Raw genomic sequence first — 26,360 nt, 5'->3', positions numbered from 1 at the left:
GGGTCTTCGTGTAATCGAGTGGGTAAAAATTGTAAAAAAGTGTTTAAGGTCCATACAGGGCAAGGGTCAAGTCAAAGTCATTCTGTGGTTGAAGCCTTTGAAGTATTAGAGGTTCCTGCAAAATCCAGTTCGTCATTCCCGAATGGTTTTATCGGGCCCGCCTGCCGGCAGGAATCCAGGATTCAAAAAATCAACATCTTCTGGATTCCCGCTCCCCGATAGAGGCATTCGAGGACAGGTTTCGCGGGAATGACGGGAAGGGTCTGGATTTCCGCTTTCCCCTGCCTGCAAGTGCCCGCCGGACAGGCGGGTAATGACAAAATTTACCCACTCACTTCCACGATGAGCCGTTTTTTAATATTCCGAAGGATCCTAAAACCAATTGATATCCTAGTTGATGCCTCCAAGGCGGTTGGAGAAGGCAATCTTTCCGTTTTGATCGATCTTCAACAAAAGGATGAAATTGGGTGGCTTGCCAACCATTTCAGATTTTTAATCGAAAATCTTCGAGAAATTATTGAACGTGTGGTCAAAACATCCGACCATGTGGCTTCTGCTACCGAGGAAATTACTTCTACAGCTCAAAAATTGAGGGAAAACTCTGGTCTTACCGAACGCGAATCAAACAACGTTTCTGCGATCAGTGACCATACCCACCAAAATGTCCAAGCGGTGGCAACGGCTGCGGAGCAAATGTCATCAACCATTAAGGATATATCAAAAAATGTTCAACAGGCAGGCCAAATAACCCAAGAGGCGGTCATTGCTGCCAAAACGACGAATACCCTTGTCTCAAAGCTTGAACAGTCCAGCGTGGAAATCGGAGATGTCATCCAAGTCATTACTTCGATTGCACAGCAAACCAACCTGTTAGCATTGAATGCAACCATTGAAGCCGCCCGTGCCGGTGAGGCAGGGAAGGGGTTTGCAGTGGTTGCCAATGAAGTCAAAGAATTGGCAAAGGGAACCGCTAAAGCAACAGAAGAAATAAGGCAGAAAATAACCGCCATTCAGGGGGATTCTCAAGAAGCCATTGCAGCCACTGGGGGAATTGGAAAAATCGTTGGGCGGATTAATGAAATTACAATAACGATATCCGGTGCCATAGAGGAGCAATCGGTAACCACCATGGAGATTACCCGAAATATGACGGAGGCGGCGCGTGGTACTAGGTCAGGTAACCCAAAGCATTTTCGGAGTCAAAAAAGCTTCAATGAATACGGAAAATGGGGCAGAAAGTGTATTGTTGGTATCCCAAAGACTTTCCTCATTAGGGGAAGAACTCCTGGCCTTAGTGAGGAAATTTAAATTCTAGTTTATTCCCTTGAGGGTTTAGAAATTTTTTTTGCCTTTTTTAAAAGATTAATAAAAAGAATCGCTTTTTGGCAAATCCTTTAGGTAGGTAGCCTCAATGAAAGTCACTCCCAAAATTTACCTACCTTGCCAAAACTGGAATATATATTATTATTTAAGTTAGAAATTAAAAAATTTTTTTTTAATGGGAGGGTTCAACCAATGAGGTTCCATCTTTTTAGTGTTGTTTTTTTGGTCCTGGGTTGGGTGACTCCCAGTGGTGCGGGTACCATCACAGGGACTGTTACTTTTTTAGAAAAAGCTAAAAACGAAGCGGCGGTTCATTTAGAGGGTGTGGGGGGGAAGGGACGCTCAGCCAGCGGGATAAACAAAAATGCAATGATGGTTCAGAGGAAACAACTTTTTGTCCCTGAAGTATTGCCAGTCTTTAAAGGGACCACCGTTAATTTTCCCAACAAGGATACCGTGTTTCATAATGCTTTTTCCATGACTCCTGGCAATATGTTTGATTTGGGTACTTACGGACCGGGAAAAAATCCCAATGTGACATTGGAAACACCAGGAAAGGTGGATATTTTTTGCAACATGCATCATCAAATGCACGCGGTTGCCTTGGTTTTTGATCATCCCTTTTTTACCCTCACCTCAAAAAAAGGAGAATATGCCATCAAAGGAGTTCCGGCGGGAAGCTATACCATTAAAGCCTGGGCGGGTTCATCCATTGTAGAGGAAAAAACCGTTAACGTTGGGGCAAACGATACGGTCACAGTTGATTTTAATATTGGGAATAAATAATTGAAGTGGGTGGGATGATTATTTAAGAAAGATTAATTCTAATGTTATCTTTTTATCGAAAGCTCAAATCCAGGTTAAGTCTCGCCCGTCAAATTCTTCTTTCCATTGCGTTAATCGTTTTGGTAACACTTTTTTCTACCATTTTATTAAGCAATTCAGCCCTTGAACGCGAAGTGGAAAACAGTATTGAAGCCAACCTCATTCAAACCAAATCGACGTTTCAATCAATGGAAGCTTTCCAATCTCAAGAAATGACGTTAAAAATTAAGCTTCTTGCTCAAATCCCATTTGTCAAAGCGCTAATTGCAACCCGGAATTCTGAAGCGATTCTTCAATTGGCCAAAGATTCCCTCGAGGATACAAAAAGTGATTTGGTGATCGTCACCGATGAAGTGGGAACCGTCATGGCGACAACGGATCAGGATGGCAAGGCAAAGGTTCTGTTGGAATCAGCCTCCATTCGTCAAGGGCTTGAGGGCTTGGAGGGAAATGGGATCCTTCTTTCAGAGAACGGTTTGTTTCGGATTTTTACAATGCCCATAAAATCCGGCTCCTCTTTGATGGGAACCATTACCATGGGTTTTTTGATTGATCACCAATATGTTAAAAAGATAAAGACGATGACCGGAAGTGAAATAACTTTGGTCGTAGGCGATAAAATTTTTTCTTCGGTTTGGGAAGGGGAAAGGCAAACGGTTTTAAAACAGATTGTAAATAAATTTTATGATGTTTATCAGTCCAATCAAGAAGGGACCAATATAGATAAACCTTTTGAAATAAAAGTTGGGTCTGAAACGTATATTTCATTGATAGTCCCGCTTCAGAACCAAGAAAAAGATCTCGAGGGATTTTATTTAATTCAGGCCTCCAAGGACCAGGCCATGGTGGGTTTTTACAATGTTCAGCGTTTGATGATTGTAATTGGAATACTTTCTTTTTTAGTGGCCATTTGGATCAGCATTCGAATAGCCCGAGAAATTTCAAGGCCCATTCAGGCTCTGGTTGATGCCACTGGAGCCATTGCCAAAGGAGATCTCACCCGGGAGGTTGACATTGACCGAGGGGATGAAATTGGGGCTCTGGCCGTTGGTTTTCAAGATATGGCCCACCGGTTGAGAGGGCTGATTTCCCAAGTTAGGGAAAATACACTAGCGGTGACCAACGTTTCCAAACAACTCAATCAAACCAGTCATCATATTTCAGAAGAGGTCAATAAACAGGAAGTCGCAGCCAATGAAACCTCCTTTTCTATTGATCAAATGAGTTCCTCCATTAGAGGGGTCAATCAAAATGTAGAGTCACTTTCACTTTCCGCAAATGAGACCTCCACTTCCATCTTTGAAATGAATTCTGCCATCAATGAAATTGCAAATCATATGGATGATTTATCTGGAGCCATTGAGTTGACCTCTTCCTCCATAAGTGAAATGACATCCAGCATAAAGGAGATTGGATTAAGCATCGAAACATTACATAGTGCAACCGATAAAACAGCGACTTCATTATTAGAGATGGGGGCGTCGGTACAACAGGTAGAAAATAATGCCCAAAAGAGCCATGAACTCTCGGAAAACACGACCCAAAAAGCCCAAAAAGGGAAAGAGTCTGTTCAGCAAACTATCTCTGGGATGAAAGAAATTGCCTCCAGCTTTAAACAAGTTCAAGAAATCATTTCCCGCTTGGCCCAGAAATCCGAATCCATTGGAAATATTATCAGAGTAATTGATGAAGTGGCAGAGCAGACCAACCTGCTTTCCCTAAACGCAGCTATTATTGCGGCCCAGGCGGGGGAGCATGGAAAAGGGTTTGCGGTTGTGGCAGAAGAAGTTAAAAGCCTTTCTGATCGGACAGGGGCTTCTACTCGAGAAATCGAAGGTTTGATCAAGGATGTCCAAGATGAGACCTCCAATGCGGTACAGGCGATGGTTGAAGGTTCGGAAAAAGTACAGAAAGGGGTTTCTCTATCCCATGAGGCGGGTGATGTTTTGGAGTCCATTATGGAAAGCTCTCATCTTTCTGCAGAAATGGTCAGGGAAATTGTCCTGGCCACGGAGGAACAAACCAAGGGGATCCAAGATGCCAATCGGGCCATGTCCCAAATCAAAGAGATGGTTCAGCAAATTAATCGTGCAACACAGGAGCAGGGAAATGCGAGTGTTGAAATTACAAGGGCGGTAGAAAACATGCGGGTGCTGGGACATGAAGTCAAACGCTCCACCCGGGAACAGAATAAAGGGAGCCACCTCATTAAAACTGCAGTTGAAAAGGTCACAGAAATGATTCATCAAATTTTGGAAGCAACAAAGGAACAAAGCCAGGGGAGTGGTCGTATTACCAAGGCTCTAATAGTGTTTAAGAGTGCCGCAGACCAAAATGTTGAGCGTTCTAGTGAATTAAATCAGGCTGTGGGGACCCTTTCTTCTCGCGCCCAGCAACTGGAAGAAGAGGTTCAAAGGTTTAAGGTTTAATCTAGAAACAAACAATAGGAGGGTTTTCAATGAAAAAACTTTCGTTTGTTGTGGTATTTACTTGGATGGTTGCTTTTGGGGGGGTTACCTTTATTCCTAAAGAGGCTTCAGCCATGCCGGCTTTTGCGAGGAAATATGATGCACCGTGCTCTTCCTGCCACGTGGCCTTTCCAAAGCTGAACGAATTTGGAATGGAGTTTAAACAAAGAGGATATCGGATGGAGAAAGATGGCCCGGGAGAACCCGTCTGGAAACTTCCGGGAATTCCCTTGGGAGGTATTGCCCAGGTCGCTTATGAGTTTAAACACGATGATGGCGCTTCCCCGAAACAATCCAGTAAGGCGGAAGTGACGGAAGTGGAATTCTTCTTCGGGGGGGTATTGGCCCCCAATATCTCTTTTTTCGGTGATTTTGGAGCGGATGTGGCTGCGGGGGAATCATTAACTCCCGATGTTGCTTTTATCATTTTCGATGACATCATCTCCGATAGCCGGTTGAATTTGAAAGGAGGAGGGTTTGATGTTGATTTTCCTTTCCTTTCTGATCCCCGATCAGCAACCCTTGCTCCCTATTTGGTTCGTCTCAATGCGGATGGAGCAGAGGGGGTTACCATTGGCAGAAGAGGTGTGGAAGCAAATGGTTTTTTAACGGATACGGGAACACGATATGCCTTAGGTCTTGGAAATGCCGTGGTCAGTGGTTCTAGTAATAATTTCCGTGCTCTTCACGCGTGGGTGACCCAGAGCATGGAGCTGATGGGTTTTAATCAAAGCGCTGGGCTGATCCTCTCCCTTGATCGCAATGGGGATAAACCAATCGGAACCGATGATAGTACCGAGGCCTATGGAGGGGTTTTGGACTTGCACTATGGTTTAACCGGTGTGGTTCTGGGGGTTTTTCAATATAAAGGCAATAAAAATGCTGGGGTAGATCCTACACGGGTGATCACCAGCGGGCTTGTGGAGGTTTTGCATTCACTGGCTGAGAATATGGTTGCGGTGGCACGTTTCGATTTTCAGGGAGCGAATGGTTCAAGTGCCCGAAAACACCAGCTTGTGGGGGATTTCCAATATTTCTTTCACCCGAATGTGAAGGGACAGTTGGAATTAGCTTATGAAGATGCAAAATCAGCTGGCGGGGTTAAAACCGATATGAAAAGCGCCATAGCCGCTGTAACATTTGGGTTTTAAAAACAATTTATTTCCCGTTTCTGTTTTCCCAAGGGGGCCTCTTTCTTTGTGCAATTGAAAAGAGACCCCCTTTTTTTTCAAATTCCCATTGAAATAGTTTTTAAGGGAAAGTTGGCTCCCCAGGCCGGATTCGAACCAGCGACCCGACGGTTAACAGCCGTCTGCTCTACCAACTGAGCTACTGGGGAATAAGATGAGGAATAAAAAAAAATGGTTTGGGGGGAGAATCTTTGAGAAGTATGAAACCAATTTTGATTTATGAGTTTTTCTTCAGCTCTAAGATCACCTGTTTTGCAACTTCTTTCAGTGTATCAAAAACTCCCCGGCCAACGGTGGCCACTCCTTCAAATGAAGGAACCCCTTTCGGATTGAGAACGCGGTTCATCTCTTCCACCGGGACCACATTCGGAAGATCCCGTTTATTGTATTGAATGACATAAGACGTTTTTTCTAAAAGCATCCCTTGTTCTTGGAGGTTCTTGTTCAGGTTTTCCACGCTTTCGATATTGGCCTCCATTCGCTCTACCTGGGAATCCCCGACAAAAACAACCCCATCCACCCCTCTTAAAATTAATTTTCGGCTGGCATCATAAAAAACCTGTCCGGGAACCGTGTACAGATGAAAACGCACCTTAAACCCTCGGATACTTCCCAAGGCCAGAGGGAGAAAATCAAAAAACAAAGTTCGTTCCGTTTCGGTGGCCAAAGAAATCATTTTCCCCTTACTTTCCGGGGTGCTTTTCTTATAAATATAATGGAGATTGGTGGTTTTTCCACAAAGTCCGGGGCCGTAATAAACGATCTTGCAATTGATTTCCCGCGCGGAATAGTTAATAAAGGACATAAAAGAAGATCCCTTTTATTGTTATTTCATATTGTCAATTGGGTGTTTAGCTGAACAGCTTATCAATATCTTCTTCAGTTATTTCTGCAAAGGGGGAGTGGGGGGCTTTGACAACCCCTGTTTCTTTTTCAACCTTCTTTAATATTTTCTCAAATATCTGGGAGAAGGTTCCGGCGCTTTTCTTCACCCGAAGCCTGACGAGACCTAATGATGACCGCTGATCAAATACGACAACCAGAATAATCCGTTGTCCGATAATTGAAATATGGATATTATCACGCTCGCCCTCATGAAATAATATTGAAAACTCCGTTTCACCCAACAGTTTTGCCATTCCACCAGTGGCTGCAATGTTTCCTGCGGTAAGAGACGCCAGTGAGGTGGTGTCCACGTTTTGTGTTTCACCCACACAAGCAATCAGCTGTCCGTTTTTATCAACGAGAAAAGTTACCTTGGCATTGGCCTGTTGATGCAGTTTATTGAGTTCAACATCGACTTCTTTGAACTCCTCCTCATACATGACCATCCCAGCATCAACCATATGGATTTTTCCCCTTTCTGGTGTTTAGAACGGGCCACTTATAACATAAACCATGGTTGATTGCAAGGGTGGAAATCATAAAAAAAGCAAAAGGTTCCCCCCAAAATAGAGTGCGGTTCCGGTTATGATATTTACTGTTTAAGAATCCGTTTTTGGATGAACCCTCATGTTATTAATAAATCCTTTGGAAAAATCGAAATAGGTTTAGGGGTTTTTTGTAAGGGTTCATTTTCAAAAATGAAGTACATCTTTTCAAAGTATTCAAAATATACTATGATGAAGTTTTTTTACCAAGTTTTAGTGAATATTTTTAAACATGTTTGGTAAGCTGTTCCCCTGGAGGCCATCCAGTCCAACCTTGACACAGTATCTTATTGAAAGATATAATGAATTTTAGAAAACGCCCAGCCATTTGAATAAATTTTTAACGGATGACATTAGGGTGACCCGTGATGCTTTCTAAAAGGGGTCTCTTATTTTCATAAGAGCAAGCTTTAAAGGACAATCTTCCGGTTGAAAAACAAAGGGGGAGAAGCGGGTCGGTCCATTCTCCCTCTACTAAAAGGTTGAAATCCCATGAGCTCATTCCTCTTCTTTCAAATTACTTTAGGGTGCTACCTTATTGGAACCATCCTGTTTTTGCTATATTTAGTCAGCAAACGGGAGCGCCTTTCAAGAATTTCTTTGGGGGTAACGGGTGTTGGGTTTATTTTCCATACCGGGGCCATTATTGTCCGCACCCTTGAGGTAGGCCATATTCCGTTAACCAATCTTCAGGAATCCATGTCTTTTTTTTCCTGGGCACTTATTTTGGCATTCCTGCTGGTTGATTTTCGATACCGAATTCATGTTCTGGGTTCTTTTCTTCTTCCCCTTGCTTTTGTGTCAGTGACTTCTGCGGCCTTTTTCCCTCATCAAGTGCGCTCCTTAGACCCTATTTTTGAAAGCCCTTGGTTTAAAATTCATACAACATTTGCTTTGCTGGGAACGGTTTCCTTTGCCATCGCTTTTTTGGTGGGGATTATGTATCTCATTCAGGAAAAACTTTTGAAATCCAAGCGGTTCAATTTGGTCTATTATAAACTTCCATCCTTGGACATCCTCGATGATCTGAACCAAAAAGCCATTTTCTTTGGTTTTCCCCTCCTCACACTCGGAATTCTTTCCGGAGCCCTATGGGCCAATTTTGCATATGGAACTTATTGGAGTTGGGACCCGAAACAGATTTTTTCCTTGTTCACATGGCTTTTTTATTTGGCTGTTTTGCATGGGCGGTTAACCGTTGGATGGCGCGCAAAAAAAGCGGCCTATTTGGCCATTATCGGTTTTGTGGGGGTTGTGGTTACCTATTTTGGGGTGAACATATTTTTAAAAGGTTTTGATTCCTTGATTTGAAACAACGTTTCAACATAGCGGGTCCTCTTATCCAATGAATATTATTTTGGTGGGTTTAAGTCATAAAACTTCCCCTGTCGAAGTCCGGGAAAAGTTTTCGTTTGCTACGGAGGAGATGGGAACATTCCTTGAAAGGTTAAAACATCTTCCGGGAGTGGATGAAAGTTTTATTTTATCCACCTGTAACCGAGTTGAAATCTGTTTACTGGTCAAGGAGACCGAATTGGGTTTCAAATGCGTTACGCATTTTCTTTCGGAGCGGCAAAATAGTTTGATGGAAGAGGAGATCGCTGAGCATCTATATTATTATTCAGGCCGAGAAGCCATTCGCCATGTATTCCGGGTGGCCTCCAGTTTGGATTCCATGGTGGTTGGGGAGCCGCAAATTTTGGGGCAAATGAAAGAGGCGTTCGAGTCTTCACTGATCCATAAAGCCACAGGGGTAGTCCTCAACAAGGTTTTTAAAAAAGCTTTTTCTGTTGCTAAGCGGGTCCGAAGCCAAACCAAAATTGGTGAAAACGCGGTGTCCGTCAGTTTTGCTGCGGTGGCGTTGGCCAAGAAAATTTTTAGCCGGCTTCAGGGTAAAACCGCTTTATTGGTAGGAGCGGGGGAGATGGCGGAGTTGACCGCGAGACATTTGGTTGACCAGGGGGTGAAAGAAATTATTGTGGTGACGCGGAATTATGATCGGGGGGTTGAATTGGCCAACGTGTTTCACGGACGTGCAGCTCATTTTGAGGATTTTACCAGCGAAATGGTTGAATCGGATATTGTGATTTGTTCGGCGGGCGCCCCTCATTATTTGGTGAATTATATCGATATTCAAGGGGTCATTCAGGTCCGTAAAAATTCTCCGATTTTCTTGATCGATATTTCCGTTCCTAGAAACATCGATCCCAAAGTCAACGAAATTGATAATGTCTTTTTATATGATATTGATGATCTCCAAATGGTGGTGGAAGCGAATATTCAGGAGCGTGAGAAAGAGGCGGTTAAGGCCGAGGAGATCATTTTGGAGGAAGTCGAGGTTTTGGCGCGGTGGTTGAAATCTTTAGACGTCGTTCCCACCATTGTTGCCATTCGGGAGAAGGCCGAAGAAATTCGAAAAGGGGAATTGGACCGTGTTCTCAATCGCTGCGAAGATCTTTCCAGTCCGCAAAGAAGTGCAATCGAAGCTTTGAGTAACGCCATTGTCAACAAACTGTTACATCATCCCCTTGTGGTCCTAAAAGAAGAGTCCCATTCATCTAATGGAAGTCTCTTTGTAGAGGCTGCCCGCCGCCTTTTTCAATTGGAGTCCAGTGCTCAGCCGCCTTCTCCTTCGCCCCAGGAAGAAGAAAACTCTCAAGGGTTGGAGAATCCTAAGGAAATGCGGTGATGTTCCTGGTCAATTTCTGGGGTTAGGTTTTCCTTGGTAAAACAACAGCGAATCATCATTGGTACAAGGGGAAGCCCACTTGCCCTTTGGCAGGCACACTGGGTTAAATCCCAGCTGGAAGACCGTTGGAAAGATCTGTCCGTAGAGTTGAGGCGGATCAAGACCACCGGAGATAAAATTACGGAAGTTCCTCTTGCCAAAGTGGGTGGAAAGGGGCTTTTTACAAAAGAGATCGAAGAAGCCCTTCTTCGAAAGGAAATTGATTTAGCCGTCCATAGTATGAAGGACGTACCCACGGTTTTTCCCTGTGGCCTGCATCTTGCCGCTATTCCAAAGCGGGAAGATCCCAGAGATGTTCTCATCAGCCGGGAGAATTTTTTGTTAAAACAGCTTCCAAGGGCCGCTCGTATTGGAACCTGCAGTTTACGCCGACAGGCTCAATTATTGAATTTCTGTAAAACCTTTGAAATTTGCCAACTCAGGGGGAACGTGGATACCCGTTTAAGAAAACTAAGGCAAACCGGAAAAAATGGGTTGGATGCTATCGTCCTGGCGGCGGCTGGATTAAAGAGATTGGGGTGGGAAGAACAGGTGACCGAATATCTATCGATGGAGGTCAGTCTTCCCGCCATTGGACAGGGGGCAATTGGAATTGAATGTCGGGTGGAAGACCCCCGGGTGAATGACCGGGTTGGGGTTTTAAATGATGTGGAAACCCATCAGTGTGTTTTTGGGGAACGTGGGTTTCTAAAACGGCTTGAGGGTGGATGCCAGGTTCCCATTGCCGCCTATGGGGTGATCCGGGAAGGAACCTTTTTTTTGGACGGGCTGGTTGCCTCGGTTGCGGGGGACCGGGTCATTCGTTACCAAATGACCGGTGAACCTCAGGGTTCCGAATTGGTTGGAAAGAATTTAGCAGAACACCTGTTAAAGTTGGGTGCGGGTGAGGTTCTCAAAGAGATTACCGGGGCAGAACTGTAAACCTGATTTTTGTTGTTTCACTTCTGGAGTCAAAGGTGATTCAACCCCAAAAAATCGGAATCGTCTATCTCATCGGGGCCGGCCCCGGAGACCCTCAGCTTCTCACACTTCGAGGGAAAGAATGCATTGAAGAGGCGGATACGGTTATTTATGATTATTTAGCCAATGATGCACTTCTCCAATTTGCCAAAAAAGGAGGGGAAATCATTTTTGCTGGAAAACGGAAAGGCAACATGACGCTGCCTCAGGAAGAAATTAACCGGCTCATCGTAAAAAAAGGAAAAGAGGGTAAGGTGGTGGCCCGATTAAAAGGGGGGGATCCGTTCATTTTTGGCCGTGGGGGGGAAGAAGCTTTGGCTTTGGCCGAAGCGGGGGTTCCGTTTGAAATTATTCCCGGGGTTACTTCGGGCGTTGCGGTGGCCGCTTATGCTGGGATACCCTTAACCCATCGGGATTTTGCCTCCACGGTTATTTTTACTTCAGGGCACGAAGACCCTTCCAAACCTCGGCCTTCCATTCCCTGGAAGGCGTTGGCAAAAGAAATGGGAACCTTGGTTTTTTATATGGGTATCACAAACCTACAGGGAATTGTTTCCAATTTGACGAAATATGGGTGTGATCCCAAAACCCCCATTGCCCTGGTTCGATGGGGAACCAAACCCGAGCAGGAAACCATTGTGGGAACCCTGGAAGATATTGTCCAAAAAACGGAATCCATTTCCTTTCCTCCTCCAGTTACAATTGTGGTGGGGGAAGTGGTGGGATTAAGGAAAAGACTCAAGTGGTTTGAAAACAGGCCTCTTTTCGGAAAAAGGGTTTTAGTCACCCGAACAAAGGATCAAGCCAAAACGTTAATTGAAGCCTTGAGGCGTGTAGGAGCTGAGGCCGTGGTTTTTCCAACGATTCAAACCCTTCCTCCGGAGAACTTTTCTGCTTTGGATTCTGCGATTTCAAATATCAATGCCTTCGATTGGGTGGTTTTTACCAGTGCCAACGGTGTCCGTTATTTTTTTGATCGGTTCTCCGCTATTGAAAAAGATGTGCGTACAATGGCCGGTGTGAAAATTGCGGCCATTGGAGAGAAGACCGCTTTGGCTTTAAAGCAGTTTCACCTGAGGGTGGATCTAGTTCCCGACGAAGCGGTTGCAGAAGGTTTGGTAGAAGCTTTTTCAAAGATCAAAATGGATGGCCTGCGGGTTTTAATTCCCCGTGCAAGGGAAGCCCGTGAAATCCTGCCTGACGAGCTAAGGCAGATGGGTGCACGGGTTGATGTGGTGGAGACCTATCGCACCATCCAACCTGAGGCAGAGGCGACACCCTTAATGGAAAAGTTTATGGCGGGTAGGATAGATGTAATCACATTTACCAGTGCCTCCACGGTTAAAAATTTAATTGAAATGGTTGGAAAAGATAATATCTTCACTTTCGTGAACAAGGTGGTCATTGCCAGTATCGGACCGATTACCCGACAGGCATTACAGAGGGCCGGTCTACCGGTTCATGTCACAGCGGAGGAACCCTCTATCTTGGGTTTAGTGGATGCTTTGGTGAAATACTTTGAACGGGGAGGAAGACCATGACATTTCCAATTTCAAGGCCCCGAAGACTTCGGCATACCCCGGGCCTTCGGCGAATGGTTCAAGAAACCCGGCTTTCCGTTGATCAGTTGATTCTTCCCTTTTTTGTGAAGCATGGAAGGGGGGAGCCTGAGGAAATTTCCGCTATGCCCGGGGTTTTTCGATTGACGATTGATCAGTTGGTCAAGGAAGCTTCGGAAGCCTTTCACCTCGGGATTCCAGCTATCATCCTTTTTGGCATACCCAAAGTGAAGGACGAATCCGCCTCCGAAGCCTTTCATCCAGAGGGAATCGTACAACAAGCGGTCCGTACCGTTAAAGACCGAATTCCGGAGTTAACGGTGATTACCGATGTCTGCATTGATGAATATACCACCCATGGACATTGTGGTGTTGTTCGGGAAGGGCAGATTGATAATGATGCCACCCTGGAAATATTGGCGCGGATCGGTGTTAGCCATGCACAGGCAGGTGCGGATATGGTTGCTCCCTCCGATATGATGGATGGGCGGGTGGGGGCTATTCGAGCGACTTTGGATCAGGAGGGTTTTTCACATCTTCCGATCATGGCCTATTCTGCAAAGTATGCTTCCTGTTTTTATGGCCCTTTCCGGGAAGCAGCCGGTTCTGCACCTCAATTTGGGGATCGAAAATCCTATCAAATGGATCCTCCTAATGTATCCGAAGCCCTGCGGGAGGTTTCTTTGGATATTCAAGAAGGGGCAGATATTGTTATGGTGAAACCTGCCACGCCTTATCTCGATGTCATTTGGCGGGTGAAAGAGCGTTTTCAATGTCCCGTTGCGGCCTATCAGGTCAGCGGGGAGTACGCAATGATTAAAGCGGCGGACCGGCAGGGATGGGTGGATGGCCCCTCTGCCATCAGGGAAAGTCTTCTTTCTATTAAACGGGCCGGAGCAGATTTAATTTTGACCTATTTTGCAAAAGAGGCCGCTGGTTTCTTGGGAAGGTAGGAGGTGAATGGAAATTATTCGGGGTTCAGATCAAATCCTAGAACCATTCCATGGCCCCATTATTGCGGTGGGAAATTTTGACGGTGCCCATGTGGGGCATCAAACCATTATCAGAAAAATGGTTCAAAGGGTCCAGGAAGTGGGGGGACAAAGCATTGTTTACACCTTTGATCCCCATCCCCTTCAGGTATTAAACCCAAACCGGTTGGAAGGGATTCTGACTTCTTTTTCGGAAAAGATGAGGGTCTTTGAAGAGCTAGGAGTTGATTTCGTCATCAGTGAAAAATTTAATTTGGATTTTTCAAAAAAAGATGCCCGTACCTTTATTCAAGACTATCTTTATGGTCGAATAGGTGCGAAAGAAATTTTCGTGGGTGAAGGATTTGCCTTTGGAAAGGGAAGAGGGGGATCTACGGAAGATCTAAAACGCATCGGAGGGGAACTCGGAATCCGTGTACATATTGAGGCCCCGGTCATGATTGAAGGTGGGGTGGTCAGTTCTTCCCGCATTCGTGGTCTTTTAAAAGAGGGAATCGTGGCTCAGGCCTCTGTGCTCCTGGGAAGGCCTTATGTTTTGGAGGGTGAGGTGGCCATGGGGGCCCAAAGAGGAAGGGATTTAGGGTTTGCAACCGCTAATCTCCTCCCCGATGAAAAAATTGTACCCAAACGGGGGGTGTATGCGGTGAAGGGGGAATGGAGGGGAAAGCTTTTTGAAGGGGTAGCATATATCGGGTCCCAGCCTACTTTTGAAAACAAGGAAATAAAAATCGAGGTCCATTTATTTCACTTTAAACAGGATTTATACAAAGATCGAATCAAGGTTTTATTTGTGGAGTGGATCAGAGATGAAATGAAATTTGAAGGGCCTCAGGCTTTGGTGAAACAGATTCATTTGGATATTCAGAAGGCCCAGGAAGTTTTTAAAGTTGGGGGGCAAGGGGTTTTGACGGTAAAATGAGAATGGAAAATCCGCTTTTAAAGCTTCCATTCGGAAGATCACTGGGTAATGAGGATCTCTTTCATCGGTTTCGTGAGACGATCCGCCAATATGGTCTTGTTCACCCGGGAGAGCGGATCATCGTAGGTGTCTCCGGAGGTCCAGATTCGGTTTGTTTGTTATTCCTAATGGGTGAACTGGCCCCTTTATTGGATCTGAGTATTGGGGTGGCCCATCTCAACCATGGATTGCGGGGAAATGAGGCCCGTGAGGATCAAATCTTTGTTAAATCCCTTGCCCAACAATTGGGGTTCCCTTTTTATACGGAAACCGTAAATGTGGGTTCCTTTGCCAAGGAGAAGGGGTTATCCAAACAAGTGGCTGGCCGACACCTGCGTTACCAATTTTTTGAACGGATTGCGGAAGAGATAAAGGCCCACAGGATTGCTGTGGGTCATACCTTGGATGATCAGACGGAAACCCTCCTCATGAGGCTCTTGAGGGGTACGGGGAGTGATGGATTTCAAGGAATTCCCATAGTTCGAAATGGAACCATTATTCGCCCACTGCTCATGGTGACGCGTCGGGAAATTGAGGCTTATCTGAAAGAGAAAAACATCTTTTTCAGGGAGGACTCCAGTAATCAGGAGTCTTATTATTTTCGTAATCGGGTTCGAAAAGAGCTGATTCCTTTTTTAATGAACCGTTTTAATCCCAATTTTCAAGAAACCCTTCACCGGGAGGCGTTCATTCTTTGCCAAGAGGGGGATTATTTGGAAAAGGAAGCCCGTGGCGTTTTCAAGCAATGTTCTGTTCGCGGGGAGGGAGAAATCCGGTTTGAAGGGCAGTACCTTCTGACCCTGCACCCGGGACTTCGGTGGAGGGTTTTCCGAATGGCCATCCGGCGGCTCGCTTCGAGTGAAAAAGAAATTGAATTCAAACATATTGCGGCAATGGATCAGTTGCTCAGAGGTCCGGGGATGGGGGGTCTTCATCTTCCCAATGGCCTTCGGATTGAAAAGGAGCAGGGTTTTTTAGTGGTTTTGATGAAAGAATCAACCCAATCTTTTCCATGGAATTTTCCCCTTGTGGTCCCGGGTGTTATGGATATTGATTTTGTGCCCGTTAAGGTTTTCTCGCAAATTACCGATGATCAAGTGGAAACGCATTCAGAAACAGTCGCCGTTTTTGATTGGGAAAAAATTCCTCACCCCCTGGAAGTCCGAAATTGGCAAAAGGGGGATTTTTTTTACCCCAAAGGTTTGGGAGGAAAAAAGAAGTTGCAAGATTTTTTTGTTGATCTCAAAATTCCCCGAAGTCAAAGATCAAAGATTCCTTTGTTGGCCAGTCCAAAGGGAATATTGTGGATTATGGGTTTACGTTTGGATGGGCGTTTCCTTGCAGACCAAGATTCAAAAATAAAGCTCGTTATCAGCATTCAAAAAAAGGGATAAAATTTAATGGGCCGGATTTACGGAAAACCGATTATCACACAAGAGGAGATACAAAGGCGAATTAGAGAATTGGGACAACGTATTACATTGGATTATGAAGGTAGGCCGTTAATTTTGGTTGGGGTATTGAAAGGGGCGTTTGCTTTTCATTCTGATTTGGCCAGAGCCATTCGTTTGCCTTTAAAAATTGATTTTTTAGTGGTTTCCAGCTATGGATCAAGGGGACATTCCTCCGGTGTGGTAAAGATAATTTCCGATCTGACAGAAAAGATTGAAGGACAACATATATTGCTGGTAGAGGATATCGTTGATTCCGGCCTAACCGTCAGCTATTTAAAAAAGAGTCTTTTGGTTCGAAAACCAAAATCGATCAAAGCCTGTACCCTTCTCAATAAACCTGAGCGGCGCAAAACCGAAGTGAGTATTGAATATGTGGGGTTTACGATTCCCAATCACTATGTAGTGGGTTATGGTCTTGATTACGAAAACAAGTACCGTAATTTGCCCTATATTGCGGTGTTGGATGTGAGCGACCAAGGCTAATGATTTGCTTGAAAGTCATATAGGAAGTCCTTATTGTAACATGACTTTTTAGTTGTCATGGTTCCCTAACTGTGATAGATTGAGAACTCATGCCCAATGTAATTTTTAAAGTTGTTTTTAGGAGGTTTAGATGAATCCCCGGTTTAAAAATCTTGCCTTATGGGTTCTCATCGGTCTCTTTATGATTGTTTTGTTTAACCTTTTTAATCTTCCCAGCGGTCCTAGCGAAGATGATCTGGTTTTTAGCGATTTTATGATGAAGTTGGAAAAAGGAGAAGTGAGTGAGGTTTTAATCAAGGAAAACTTCATTACCGGGACTTTGAAGGACGGGAAGAAATTCAAAACCTATGCGGCGGAAGATCCTGAATTGGTAAAAAGGCTTAGGGAGCAGAATGTTCGGATTTCTGCGCGACCCCCGGATGAAAACCCCTGGTATATTACTTTCCTTCTTTCCTGGGGCCCCATGATCTTTTTAATTGCCCTCTGGATTTTCTTTATGAGGCAAATGCAAATGGGGGGCAATAAGGCCCTTTCTTTCGGAAAAAGCCGGGCCAAGCTTTTATCTGAAGACCGGAAAAAGATCACCTTCAGTGATGTAGCGGGGATTGACGAAGCCAAACATGAGGTCTCTGAAATAATAGATTTTTTGAAAGATCCTCCTAAATTTCAAAAATTGGGGGGACGAATTCCAAAAGGCGTCTTAATTGTGGGCCCTCCCGGAACCGGAAAAACTCTTCTGGCGAAAGCCATTGCGGGGGAAGCGGGGGTTCCGTTTTTTAATATCAGTGGGTCCGATTTTGTTGAAATGTTTGTGGGAGTGGGGGCGTCGAGAGTCCGTGACCTTTTTGACCAAGGAAAGAAAAACGCTCCGTGTATTATTTTTATTGACGAAATTGACGCCGTAGGGCGGCATCGTGGCGCCGGTCTTGGTGGAGGCCATGATGAGCGGGAGCAAACCCTGAATCAGCTTTTGGTGGAAATGGATGGGTTTGAAACCACGGAGGGAGTTATTTTAGTTGCTGCAACCAACCGCCCCGATGTTTTGGATCCTGCCCTTCTTCGGCCCGGCCGTTTTGACCGTCAAGTTGTGGTCAGCCGTCCTGATCTTAAAGGCCGAAGTGAAATTCTTGCGGTTCATACCAAAAAGATCCCTCTGGGGAAGGATGTTGAACTTTCGGTCATTGCCCGGGGAACTCCTGGGTTTTCGGGTGCGGACCTTGAAAATTTAGTAAATGAGGCTGCCCTTTTAGCTGCCAGACAGAATAAGGTTACTGTGGAAATGAGCGATTTTGAGACAGCCAAAGACAAGGTCCTCATGGGAGCGGAAAGAAAAAGTGTCATTATCAGCGAAGCGGAAAAGAAAACAACCGCTTACCATGAAGCCGGTCATGCTCTGGTGGCGAAACTGCTCCCTGGGACAGATCCTGTACACAAAGTAACTATTATTCCAAGAGGAAGAGCATTGGGTTTAACCATGCAATTGCCCGAGGATGATCGGTATACCTATCCACGTGACTACCTTTATAATAACATTGCCATCTTAATGGGTGGGCGCGCCGCAGAAGAGTTAGTTCTAAAACGGATGACCACCGGGGCGGGCAATGATATCGAGCGTGCCACTGAACTTGCCCGTAAAATGGTTTGCGAATGGGGGATGAGTGATAAATTGGGTCCCTTAACCTTTGGAAAAAAAGAGGAGGAGATCTTCCTCGGCCGTGAAATTGCCAAACATCGTGATTACAGCGAAAATACGGCTATTGAAATTGATAATGAGGTAAAGAAGCTTGTATTGGATAATTATGAAAGGGCGAAAACGCTCATTAAGAACAATATGAATGCACTCAAAGCCCTTGCAGAAGCCTTGCTTGAACGAGAGGTTTTGGATGCACCTGAAATTGATCGTATTATTCAACAAGCGGCTTCCGCATGATTATTTTTTGCACGAAATACGATGCGTATCACTTGATTCACAATTTTCCTTTTCTCCCCCTCCCTCCCCTCCATTAAACATAGCAAACCTCCTTTTTACTGTTTAACAATTGAGCAAACAGAAAACCACTGGGTTGAATTTCAACGCCCGTTTTCCTTAAGTCAGTTTCTAAAGGAAATACTAAAAGTTGGGGGTCTTGCTGTCTTCATACCTCCTGTGGTATTAATTTCAATAGAATGGGTTCGGTTGTTATGATCTCTTTACAAATGAAGAGGGTGGTTTAAGAAATGGAAGTTCTTTTAGCCATGGGTTGGAAGGATTTATTTGATATTGCCATAGTGGCTTTTCTTTTTTATTGGCTTTTCCTTTTTCTAAAAGGAACCCGGGCTTTTCAAATTTTAATTGGCGTTATTATCCTTTTCCTTGCCTTTATCCTCTCTAAGTTGTTTGACCTGTATACCATCGATTGGTTAGTAACCAGTTTTTGGTCCCAAATTGTACTGGCTCTTGTGATTTTATTTCAACCGGAAATTCGAAAAGCCTTGGCACAAATCGGCCAAACCCCGTTTGGTCGCCGTTTCCCTGTTACCGAAGAATCCAGGTTTTTAGAAGAGATCGTCAGGGCCTGTGTTTCTCTTGCGAATAAAAAGATTGGTGCTATTATTGTCCTTGAAAGGGAGATCGAACTGGAAGATATTGTTGAAATGGGTACTCCGGTGGATGCGGTGGTTTCCAAAGAAGTGTTGATGAGTATCTTCCTCCCCTATTCCCCCATCCATGATGGAGCGGTGATCATCAAAGGCGGGCGGATCGTGGCCGCGGGATGTTTTTTGCCTTTGACCTTAAGCTCCGATGTTAGCAAAATGCTTGGAACTCGACACCGGGCCGCCCTTGGCGTGACCGAAGAGACTGATGCAGTGGTTATTGTGGTGTCCGAGGAGACAGGGGCGATTTCCATTATTGTGGGTGGGCAAATGACCCGGGAACTGGAGGGGGCTGCACTACGTCGTGTGTTGATTCGAATTTTTAAGAAAGAGAAAAAAAGAGGAAGATTTCCTCTTCTCGAGAGATTTAGGGCACTGATCCCATTACGCCTCAGGTGATTAACCCCATTAAAAAAAGGCTCTATGAAATTAAAGGAACGGATTTCAGAAAATCTCGCTTTAAAAATCCTTTCCATTGTTTTTGCTTTATTGCTTTGGGCCTATGTTCGTTCCCACGAGAATATTGAAATGAATTTTGTAGTCCCATTAGAACTTCGAAATCTCCCTTCTTCCCTGGTTATTTCTACCGATGTGGTTAAGTATGTAGACATTCAGATCAGAGGAAAGGAACCCTATGTTCGAGATTTAGCCTCCGAGAAAATTTCAGTCTATCTGGACCTTTCCAAAGGCCGTAAGGGGGAGAATCGGTTCCGGCTTTCCGAAGCCAATGCCACGGTTCCCTCCGATGTGAAAGTGACTAAAATCAGCCCTAAAAGTTTAACCATCCGTTTGGAATCCAAAACTGGGAAAAAGATGTCTATTGAAAAAGGTTTCAGAGAAAAAAATGGATCCGACGAGCAGAAACAATATTCTAAGGTTTATTTTTATGAGTAGATTATATTAATTAAAATAAGTTATGATAAATTTTGATTTTATTTAAGGACTCATTGGTTTTCGGAGGGAAAAGGAATGAAGCGTTTGTTCGGTACAGATGGAGTTAGGGGAATTGCCAACCGGGAACCCATGACTTGTGAGACGACACTGAAATTGGGCCGTGCGGCTGCTCATTTATTCAAAGATCGAACCGGAAGGCACCGGGTGGTGATTGGAAAAGACACGAGGCTCTCAGGGTATATGTTGGAAAGCGCTTTGACCTCCGGCATCTGTTCTATGGGGGTAGATGTCCTTCTGGTGGGTCCTATTCCCACACCCGCCATTGCTTTTCTCACCCGAAGTTTCCGAGCGGATGCTGGTGTTGTGATTTCTGGGTCTCATAACCCCTTTGAAGATAATGGGATAAAATTTTTCTCAAGAGATGGTTTCAAATTACCCGATCTCATAGAAAGAAAGATTGAAAAGTTAATTTTTTCCGGAGAGATTGACTCGATCCGACCCACTGCGGATGACATCGGAAAAGCCTACCGTGTTGATGATGCGGACGGGCGGTATGTAGAGTTTGTTAAAAGTTCATTTCCAAAAGGGCTTACGCTGGAGGGAATGAAAGTAGTGGTGGATTGCGCCAATGGGGCGACGTATAAGGTGACTCCCACCGTCTTAAGGGAACTGGGGGCTGATGTGATTGTGTTGGGGGACGAGCCCAATGGAACCAATATCAATTTGGGATGTGGGTCCTTGTATCCGGCGGGATTGCAAAATGCGGTGTTGGCCCACAAAGCGGACGTGGGTTTTGCCCACGATGGCGATGGGGATCGGGTTGTTTTTTGCGATGAGAAGGGTCAAATTGTGGATGGGGATGCCATCTTGGCCGCCTGCGCATCGGAATTATTAAAAGAGGGTCGATTAAATGAAAAAAAGGTGGTGGCAACCGTAATGAGCAATTTGGGGTTTGAGTTGGCCATGAAAGAGATGGGCATTCAAGTTCTGAGGACGCCTGTTGGAGATCGATATGTTTTGGAGGCGATGATACGGGAGGGATGCAATCTGGGAGGAGAGCAATCGGGGCATATTATTTTTTTGGATTACAATACGACGGGGGATGGACTCATTACTGCCTTGCAGGTTTTGGCCCTTCTTCAGAAAAAAGGAGAGCAGTGTTCAGACTTTATGAATTGCATGACCCGGTACCCCCAAGTTTTATTGAATGTGAAAGTAAGGGAAAGACATGCCCTTGAAGGGATTCCATCGGTTCGGGATAAAATCCGGGATATCGAAAAACGGCTAAAAGGGATGGGGCGGGTTTTGGTACGTTATTCAGGAACGGAGTCCGTGGTGCGGGTGATGATGGAAGGGGAACAGGAAGAGAGTATTCGTCAGATGGCGGAGGAGTTAGCGGAGGAGGTTCAAAAGTCTTTGGGTTAGGAAGATTTGTCATAGACAGAGAATGTCTTTTTATGCTAGGTTTTTTAGGTGTTTGGAAAGCATTACATATACGTTTTTTATTTTCTGTTTGTCCTATCCATTGGAATTCAACCGTGGTGGCCGGGCTCAATACAGGGTGCAGATGACCCTTTTCTAGGGGTCTCTCAAACACCTCATAATCTTTCTCTTTCTTCATCCATGAACCCTTGTTTGGCCTGCCACATTGAGGGTCCACCCAATCAGGTTAAAGAGAAAAGAAAAGTTGAGGATGGGGGAAATCCCCTTTGGGTAAAGAACAATTTTTCTCATTTCACCCCTTTTTCAACGAAAATCAGCCTTTCCCCTGAAAAAATAGAGAAGCGTCCCAATGGGGCCTCTTTTGATTGCCTATCCTGCCATGATGGGGTGGTGGCTATGGATGCCCACAAAATGGGAATTCGGGAAGAGGGTGCATCTGATTTAAACTGGCTTCTGGGCGGTTTTTTTGAACCCATTGGTGGAACCGGAGACCGGGAATTTCAATTTTTAGATCATCCCGTTTCCATTTCCTATCCCAGAAACAGTGATGGTCAGTTTGTCGGAACGGAAACAACCGTAACACAGCTTCGGTATTGGTCCATTCCAAACCGTACTTCAAATGGAATTGACCTTCCAACCGGGCCGCGTTCAAAATACCTGGTGGTCACACCGGAGAGAGAAAATTCCAGCTCCATGCTGGTTCGGACTACTGCGGGCCTAGTGGAGTGTGACAGTTGCCATAATCCACACAACAACGACAAATCCGCTTTTTTAAGAGAGTCCGGGCATACCCTGTGTCTCATCTGCCATAACCGGTAGACGTTCCGGGGTGATCCATTTCTATCCTTATTGGGTGAACCATGATATGGAAAGGGTCCTTCCTTCTTCCATGGGGTGTTGCTTTTCTAATTGGGATCCTCATTGGAAATCTCATTGAATATTTTCCCCTCTCCGGTTTGATTTTTCTCTCCTTTGGATTTTTATTTTTTTTTTTGGACAACCTACAAATCCACTGATCAAGAAAAATTAAATTTCGATTCACTTGGTAAAAAGATCGGAACTGTTTCTTGGTCATTCTTTCTGGTACTTCTCCTCGGCCTTTTTTATTTCCAATGGGATATCCAACGGATCGAGGCGGTTTCAGACCGTCTCCCTTCCGAAAAAGGAAAAGTCCTTCTGACCGGATGGGTTTCAAGTCCGGTACGGCATTTGGAAGGGCGTTTAAGTTTTCTCCTTCAAGGGGAATATTTCCAGACACCTAATGAAGAGGTAAGAATCCCCGGAAAAATAAAATTTTCCATCTATGATCCCGAAACGAAAATCCTTTATGGAGACCATATTCAAGTCGTTACCCGTCTTAAAAAACCAAAAGGGTTTATCAACCCGAGGGGTTTTGATTACGGGTTGTACCAAAAGCGGCACGGTGTCATAGCAACCGCATCGGTTTTCAAAGGACAAGAGATCCAAAAGATTGGAAATGAGGGAAATCCTTTTTTGCGAACAATGGCGATCTTAAGGGAAAAAGTTCGAGAATCCGCCATATCGTCCTTGGAGGGTTCTGATTCGGGCATTTTTCTGGCCATGATCCTTGGAGAAAGAGGAGGATTAAACCAAGAAATCAGAGAGCGTTTTATGGCTTCGGGCACCACCCATATTCTCTCCATATCGGGGTCTCACCTGGGTTTTGTGGCGCTGGTCTCTTTTTTTATTTTCCGGTGGGCTCTTCTGCGTCTTCCCGCATCTTTTATTCTTCGAATGGGGGTTTTTTTAATTCCCACTCAATGGGCTGCCCTTTTGACCATCCTTCCCGTTACTTTTTATGCATTTTTGGCAGGGGGAGAAGTGGCCACCCTGCGTGCCCTTTTGATGATCCTCATCAGTATGGTGGCCATTTGCATACAAAGGGCGGATCGCCTTTTCAATGCTTTTGCCATTGCCATATTAGCCATTCTAATTTGGGACCCACAGGCCCTTTTTGATATTTCGTTTCAGCTTTCCTATCTTTCCGTTTTCATCATATTGATTGCCCTGGATCAGCCTTCCGCTGAACCCGAAGAATTGGAAGAGGAAGTTCTCAAAGGGGTGAAAAGTCGAATCAAACAGGTTTTGGATTGGGCCAAAAAAGGAATGGTTCTTTCCTTTTTAATTACCATCGGTACCGCACCTTTGGTTTTATACTATTTTAATCAATTTCCTTGGGTGGGTATTTTTTCAAATCTTATTATCGGGCCTTTCGCAGGCCTTGTAATTGTTCCATTGGGTTTATTATCCTGTGTGTTGGCCCTTGTAATGGACTCAACCCTTCTTCCCCTTGCGGGCCTCAATCAATTTTTCCTTTCTCTTTTTTATGAATTGGTAACCCTATTTTCCTCGGTACCCGGAGGAAAAATTTTTCTTCCTTCACCGCCCATTTCAATCATATTCTTTTACTTTGTTTTCTTTCTTGCAGCGATTTATTGGCAGGGGAGGTGGATGAAACAAACCATTGCCGTTTGCTTTGCTTCTTTATTGGTATGGGTCTGGCTTGGAAGTGCCTTCACCTTTCCGGCCAACGGGGAGTTACAGATTACCTTTCTTGATGTGGGCCAGGGGGATGGGGCTGTGATCCGTTTTCCCCATGGAGAGACCATGGTGGTGGATGGGGGAGCTGCCAGAGGGGATTTTGATATCGGCCGCTTGGTGGTTGCGCCTTATCTATGGAATAGTGGAATTCGACATCTTAATTATGTGGTGGTGAGTCACCCTCAATCCGACCATGAAGGAGGAATTCCCTTCCTACTGAATCAATTCTCGATCGGAGAGGTTTGGGGAAATGGTTATCAAAGAGACCTCCCTTTTCATGAAAATTTTGAAAAGGTGATTGAGGAAAAAAACCTTTCCTATCATATCGTTTCCCGCGGAAAAAAACTCACAATGGCCGAGGAGACCTTTATCTCCCTTCTCAATCCTTCCAATGTGGTTCCCGTTTCAAATATCCCTTCCAATAGCCGGATGAATAATAACCGGTCGGTGGTTGTTCGGATTCAGCATGGGAAACATTCTTTTCTTTTCACCGGAGATATTGAAAAGGAAGGGGAGAGGGATTTAGTGAGATCAGGGAGATCATTAAAAACAACGGTTCTAAAAGTTCCCCATCACGGAAGCAAAGGCTCCGTTGATCCTGATTTTTTAAATCAGGTTTGCCCACAGGTGGCGGTCATCTCCGTGGGCGGAAGAAATCCCTATGGTCACCCCGCGCCTCCAACCCTCAAAGCCTATGATTCTCTCTTATCCAGAATCTACCGGACCGATCAGGATGGCGGGGTGATGGTCAAAAGCGACGGGGAAAATCTTCGGATTACACGAGCGGTGGATCTTTTGTTGGAACCTGTAAAATTGGAAAAGGGAATTATTAAAAGGGAATTTGAAAACTGGAGAAGGGTTTTTTTGTAGGGATTTTTACAATATAATAAAAATCTTAAAAGGAGTCACTGGGAACAAAGTAAAACGATATCATTATCTTCCAAATTAAGACCCCATTTTAAAAAAAAAGCGAATCAAAACGATATTTGATCCGTTCACACCCGTTATTCCCAAGTTCGATTTTGAGTAAATTTCAACCTTTTTATAAGTGCCTGATTTTCTGTCTGATATGGCTGCTAGCCCTCAAACTACAATGAGTTATAACGATTTATCAAGTCTGGCTATTCCTGCCGGTTCCCGGTGATTCCGCTGGGGTTGGCTACAATTTGGCTATAGTGGAAAATGGCAGGTTTTCTTCCAAGGAAGAATAATTTTTTTCGGATAAAAGGCGAGTCTAATTCAAAATGACACATCTCTTGCCTAGGGTCCCAAACAACCTACCCTAAAATGATTCCAAAAATTGTGCCCTGACATGCGTATATCTTCTATCCTAGTATCCCTCTTGCCTCTTTCAAAGTAATCATCAGGGTCATTGGATCCACCGGAGACGTTGCAAAACCCCATTTCTCGGAAAACTGGCGGGCATCCTCTGAAATCGCGTGAACTAGTAAAACCCGAATGCCTGCGATCTCGGAGGCCTGTAGTGTTCGTAGAACTGCATCCCGCAATAGACCTTGCCCGATACCCCGGCCCTGGTACGCTTGATCAACCGCAAGCCGGCCAAGAATCATGACGGGCACAGGGTCCGGCATATTTCGCCGAATTTTTCCTGTCGTCATCTCTTGTGCCACCGCACCATTAGCAAGTGCATAGTATCCAACAACACGGGTCCCGATACACACAACATAAGTCCGCGACCCTCCGGTTTCCTCATTAGCCAGTGCCCTGCGCCGAAGCCAATCATCAAGCTCCTCAACGCCACAATCAAACTTCGAAATCTTGTGTTTCGGCGTCAATCGCTCCGGTTCACTGATTTTCTCCGCAGTTCTGGTCATTTCTCCCAGGGAGCCTTTGATGCCAGAAGACGCCTCAACTGGACATTTTTGCCGACCGGCTTGTCTAGTTCCTCACTAAATTTTTTAAAGGTTTTCTCATCCAAAACGAAATATTTTCGGTCCATTAGCACCTTACCTGCCTCTCTGCACGCCGCCTCAAGCATAAAATCAGACCTGTTTTTCCCCACCGTTTCTGCGGCGTGGTCTATAAGCGTACGCTGCTTCCGACTTGCACGCAGGTTTATCGTAATATTTCGCTTTCCGCGTTCCTCGATTCTTGTACTTCTCATATGATCCTCCCAATTGTGTATACAATATATATACAGTAGTGTGTATACAAAGTCAACACAGTCTTTTAATCACAATATATAGTTACCCAAAAACCTCACGCATGTGGCTGATAAAAGTTACCGGGGTGGGGTCCAGTGTCGGAGCAAGATAAGGGATTGAATTATTTATTGGCTCATCGTGGAAGTGAGTGGGTAAATTTTGTCATTACCCGCCTGTCCGGCGGGCACTTGCAGGCAGGGGAAAGCGGAAATCCAGGCCCTTCCCGTCATTCCCGCGAAAGCGGGAATCCAGAAGATGTTGATTTTAAGGA

23 protein-coding genes and 1 tRNA gene are annotated in these 26,360 nt (G+C 44.9%); 19 read left to right on the top strand and 5 right to left on the bottom strand.

Going from position 1 to position 26,360, the window contains the following annotated elements; all coding sequences use genetic code 11:
• From VGB26_03265 to VGB26_03245, 5 genes are all read left to right on the top strand, one after another.
• The coding region (locus VGB26_03265) for a hypothetical protein (GenBank protein HEX9756804.1) at positions 1-222 on the top strand (222 nt) is incomplete at its 5' end.
• Positions 223-249: 27 nt separating this feature from the next.
• On the top strand, positions 250-1,308 hold the full coding sequence (locus VGB26_03260; protein HEX9756803.1) for a methyl-accepting chemotaxis protein: 1,059 nt from the start codon (positions 250-252) through the stop codon (positions 1,306-1,308).
• A 207-nt stretch (positions 1,309-1,515) separates the two neighbouring features.
• Complete coding sequence (locus VGB26_03255; protein HEX9756802.1) at positions 1,516-2,109, top strand: carboxypeptidase regulatory-like domain-containing protein; 594 nt, start codon at positions 1,516-1,518, stop codon at positions 2,107-2,109.
• A gap of 41 nt (positions 2,110-2,150) precedes the next feature.
• Positions 2,151-4,577 carry a methyl-accepting chemotaxis protein gene (locus VGB26_03250; protein HEX9756801.1) on the top strand — a complete coding sequence of 809 codons (2,427 nt, stop codon included), beginning with the start codon at positions 2,151-2,153 and terminating at the stop codon, positions 4,575-4,577.
• A 29-nt stretch (positions 4,578-4,606) separates the two neighbouring features.
• Positions 4,607-5,767, top strand: coding sequence for a hypothetical protein (locus tag VGB26_03245; GenBank protein ID HEX9756800.1), 1,161 nt, complete (start codon positions 4,607-4,609; stop codon positions 5,765-5,767).
• Positions 5,768-5,879: 112 nt separating this feature from the next.
• Here VGB26_03245 and VGB26_03240 read toward each other — a convergent pair.
• The 3 genes from VGB26_03240 to VGB26_03230 all read right to left on the bottom strand — a co-directional run bounded on the left by VGB26_03240 (position 5,880) and on the right by VGB26_03230 (position 7,152).
• Positions 5,880-5,955, bottom strand: a tRNA-Asn gene (locus tag VGB26_03240).
• 68 nt (positions 5,956-6,023) lie between these two features.
• Entirely contained in the window at positions 6,024-6,611 is a 588-nt protein-coding gene (locus VGB26_03235) for a GTPase domain-containing protein (GenBank protein HEX9756799.1), read from the bottom strand.
• A 46-nt stretch (positions 6,612-6,657) separates the two neighbouring features.
• Positions 6,658-7,152 carry a roadblock/LC7 domain-containing protein gene (locus VGB26_03230; GenBank protein ID HEX9756798.1) on the bottom strand — a complete coding sequence of 165 codons (495 nt, stop codon included), beginning with the start codon at positions 7,150-7,152 and terminating at the stop codon, positions 6,658-6,660.
• 576 nt (positions 7,153-7,728) lie between these two features.
• Here VGB26_03230 and ccsB point away from each other — a divergent pair.
• From ccsB to VGB26_03160, 14 genes are all read left to right on the top strand, one after another.
• Positions 7,729-8,547 carry a c-type cytochrome biogenesis protein CcsB gene (gene ccsB / locus VGB26_03225; GenBank protein HEX9756797.1) on the top strand — a complete coding sequence of 273 codons (819 nt, stop codon included), beginning with the start codon at positions 7,729-7,731 and terminating at the stop codon, positions 8,545-8,547.
• A 34-nt stretch (positions 8,548-8,581) separates the two neighbouring features.
• Entirely contained in the window at positions 8,582-9,925 is a 1,344-nt protein-coding gene (hemA, locus tag VGB26_03220) for a glutamyl-tRNA reductase (GenBank protein ID HEX9756796.1), read from the top strand.
• Between the two features lie 33 nt (positions 9,926-9,958).
• Positions 9,959-10,906 (top strand): hydroxymethylbilane synthase, encoded by a 948-nt coding sequence (hemC, locus tag VGB26_03215; GenBank protein ID HEX9756795.1) that lies wholly within the window; start codon positions 9,959-9,961, stop codon positions 10,904-10,906.
• Between the two features lie 35 nt (positions 10,907-10,941).
• The gene (cobA, locus tag VGB26_03210; GenBank protein ID HEX9756794.1) at positions 10,942-12,486 is read left to right on the top strand and encodes a uroporphyrinogen-III C-methyltransferase; all 1,545 of its coding nucleotides are present in this window, start codon (positions 10,942-10,944) and stop codon (positions 12,484-12,486) included.
• A complete protein-coding gene (gene hemB, locus VGB26_03205) occupies positions 12,483-13,457 on the top strand; it encodes a porphobilinogen synthase (protein HEX9756793.1) in 975 nt (324 codons plus the stop codon). The genes cobA and hemB overlap by 4 nt, the downstream gene beginning before the upstream one ends.
• A gap of 7 nt (positions 13,458-13,464) precedes the next feature.
• Positions 13,465-14,415 (top strand): bifunctional riboflavin kinase/FAD synthetase, encoded by a 951-nt coding sequence (locus VGB26_03200; GenBank protein HEX9756792.1) that lies wholly within the window; start codon positions 13,465-13,467, stop codon positions 14,413-14,415.
• Positions 14,412-15,848 (top strand): tRNA lysidine(34) synthetase TilS, encoded by a 1,437-nt coding sequence (tilS, locus tag VGB26_03195; protein HEX9756791.1) that lies wholly within the window; start codon positions 14,412-14,414, stop codon positions 15,846-15,848. Before VGB26_03200 ends, tilS begins: the two co-directional genes overlap by 4 nt.
• Positions 15,849-15,854: 6 nt before the next feature.
• Positions 15,855-16,391 carry a hypoxanthine phosphoribosyltransferase gene (gene hpt / locus VGB26_03190; GenBank protein ID HEX9756790.1) on the top strand — a complete coding sequence of 179 codons (537 nt, stop codon included), beginning with the start codon at positions 15,855-15,857 and terminating at the stop codon, positions 16,389-16,391.
• A 130-nt stretch (positions 16,392-16,521) separates the two neighbouring features.
• On the top strand, positions 16,522-18,321 hold the full coding sequence (gene ftsH, locus VGB26_03185) for an ATP-dependent zinc metalloprotease FtsH (protein HEX9756789.1): 1,800 nt from the start codon (positions 16,522-16,524) through the stop codon (positions 18,319-18,321).
• Positions 18,322-18,608: 287 nt separating this feature from the next.
• The gene (gene cdaA, locus VGB26_03180; GenBank protein ID HEX9756788.1) at positions 18,609-19,424 is read left to right on the top strand and encodes a diadenylate cyclase CdaA; all 816 of its coding nucleotides are present in this window, start codon (positions 18,609-18,611) and stop codon (positions 19,422-19,424) included.
• Positions 19,425-19,448: 24 nt separating this feature from the next.
• Positions 19,449-19,919, top strand: coding sequence for a CdaR family protein (locus VGB26_03175; protein HEX9756787.1), 471 nt, complete (start codon positions 19,449-19,451; stop codon positions 19,917-19,919).
• A 75-nt stretch (positions 19,920-19,994) separates the two neighbouring features.
• A complete protein-coding gene (glmM, locus tag VGB26_03170; GenBank protein ID HEX9756786.1) occupies positions 19,995-21,344 on the top strand; it encodes a phosphoglucosamine mutase in 1,350 nt (449 codons plus the stop codon).
• A gap of 48 nt (positions 21,345-21,392) precedes the next feature.
• Complete coding sequence (locus VGB26_03165) at positions 21,393-22,181, top strand: cytochrome c3 family protein (protein ID HEX9756785.1); 789 nt, start codon at positions 21,393-21,395, stop codon at positions 22,179-22,181.
• A 153-nt stretch (positions 22,182-22,334) separates the two neighbouring features.
• A complete protein-coding gene (locus VGB26_03160) occupies positions 22,335-24,794 on the top strand; it encodes a DNA internalization-related competence protein ComEC/Rec2 (protein ID HEX9756784.1) in 2,460 nt (819 codons plus the stop codon).
• Positions 24,795-25,249: 455 nt separating this feature from the next.
• On the opposite strand, the gene VGB26_03155 is transcribed toward VGB26_03160, so the two are convergent.
• On the bottom strand, positions 25,250-25,759 hold the full coding sequence (locus VGB26_03155; protein HEX9756783.1) for a GNAT family N-acetyltransferase: 510 nt from the start codon (positions 25,757-25,759) through the stop codon (positions 25,250-25,252).
• Positions 25,756-26,049 (bottom strand): DUF1778 domain-containing protein, encoded by a 294-nt coding sequence (locus VGB26_03150; protein ID HEX9756782.1) that lies wholly within the window; start codon positions 26,047-26,049, stop codon positions 25,756-25,758. The genes VGB26_03155 and VGB26_03150 overlap by 4 nt, the downstream gene beginning before the upstream one ends.
• Positions 26,050-26,360: the final 311 nt, after the last annotated feature.

The organism is Nitrospiria bacterium (assembly GCA_036397255.1).
Lineage (GTDB): Bacteria > Nitrospirota > Nitrospiria > DASWJH01 > DASWJH01 > DASWJH01.
The sequence above is the reverse complement of the archived record's forward strand: the minus strand, read 5'-3'. Positions and strand labels throughout refer to the sequence as shown.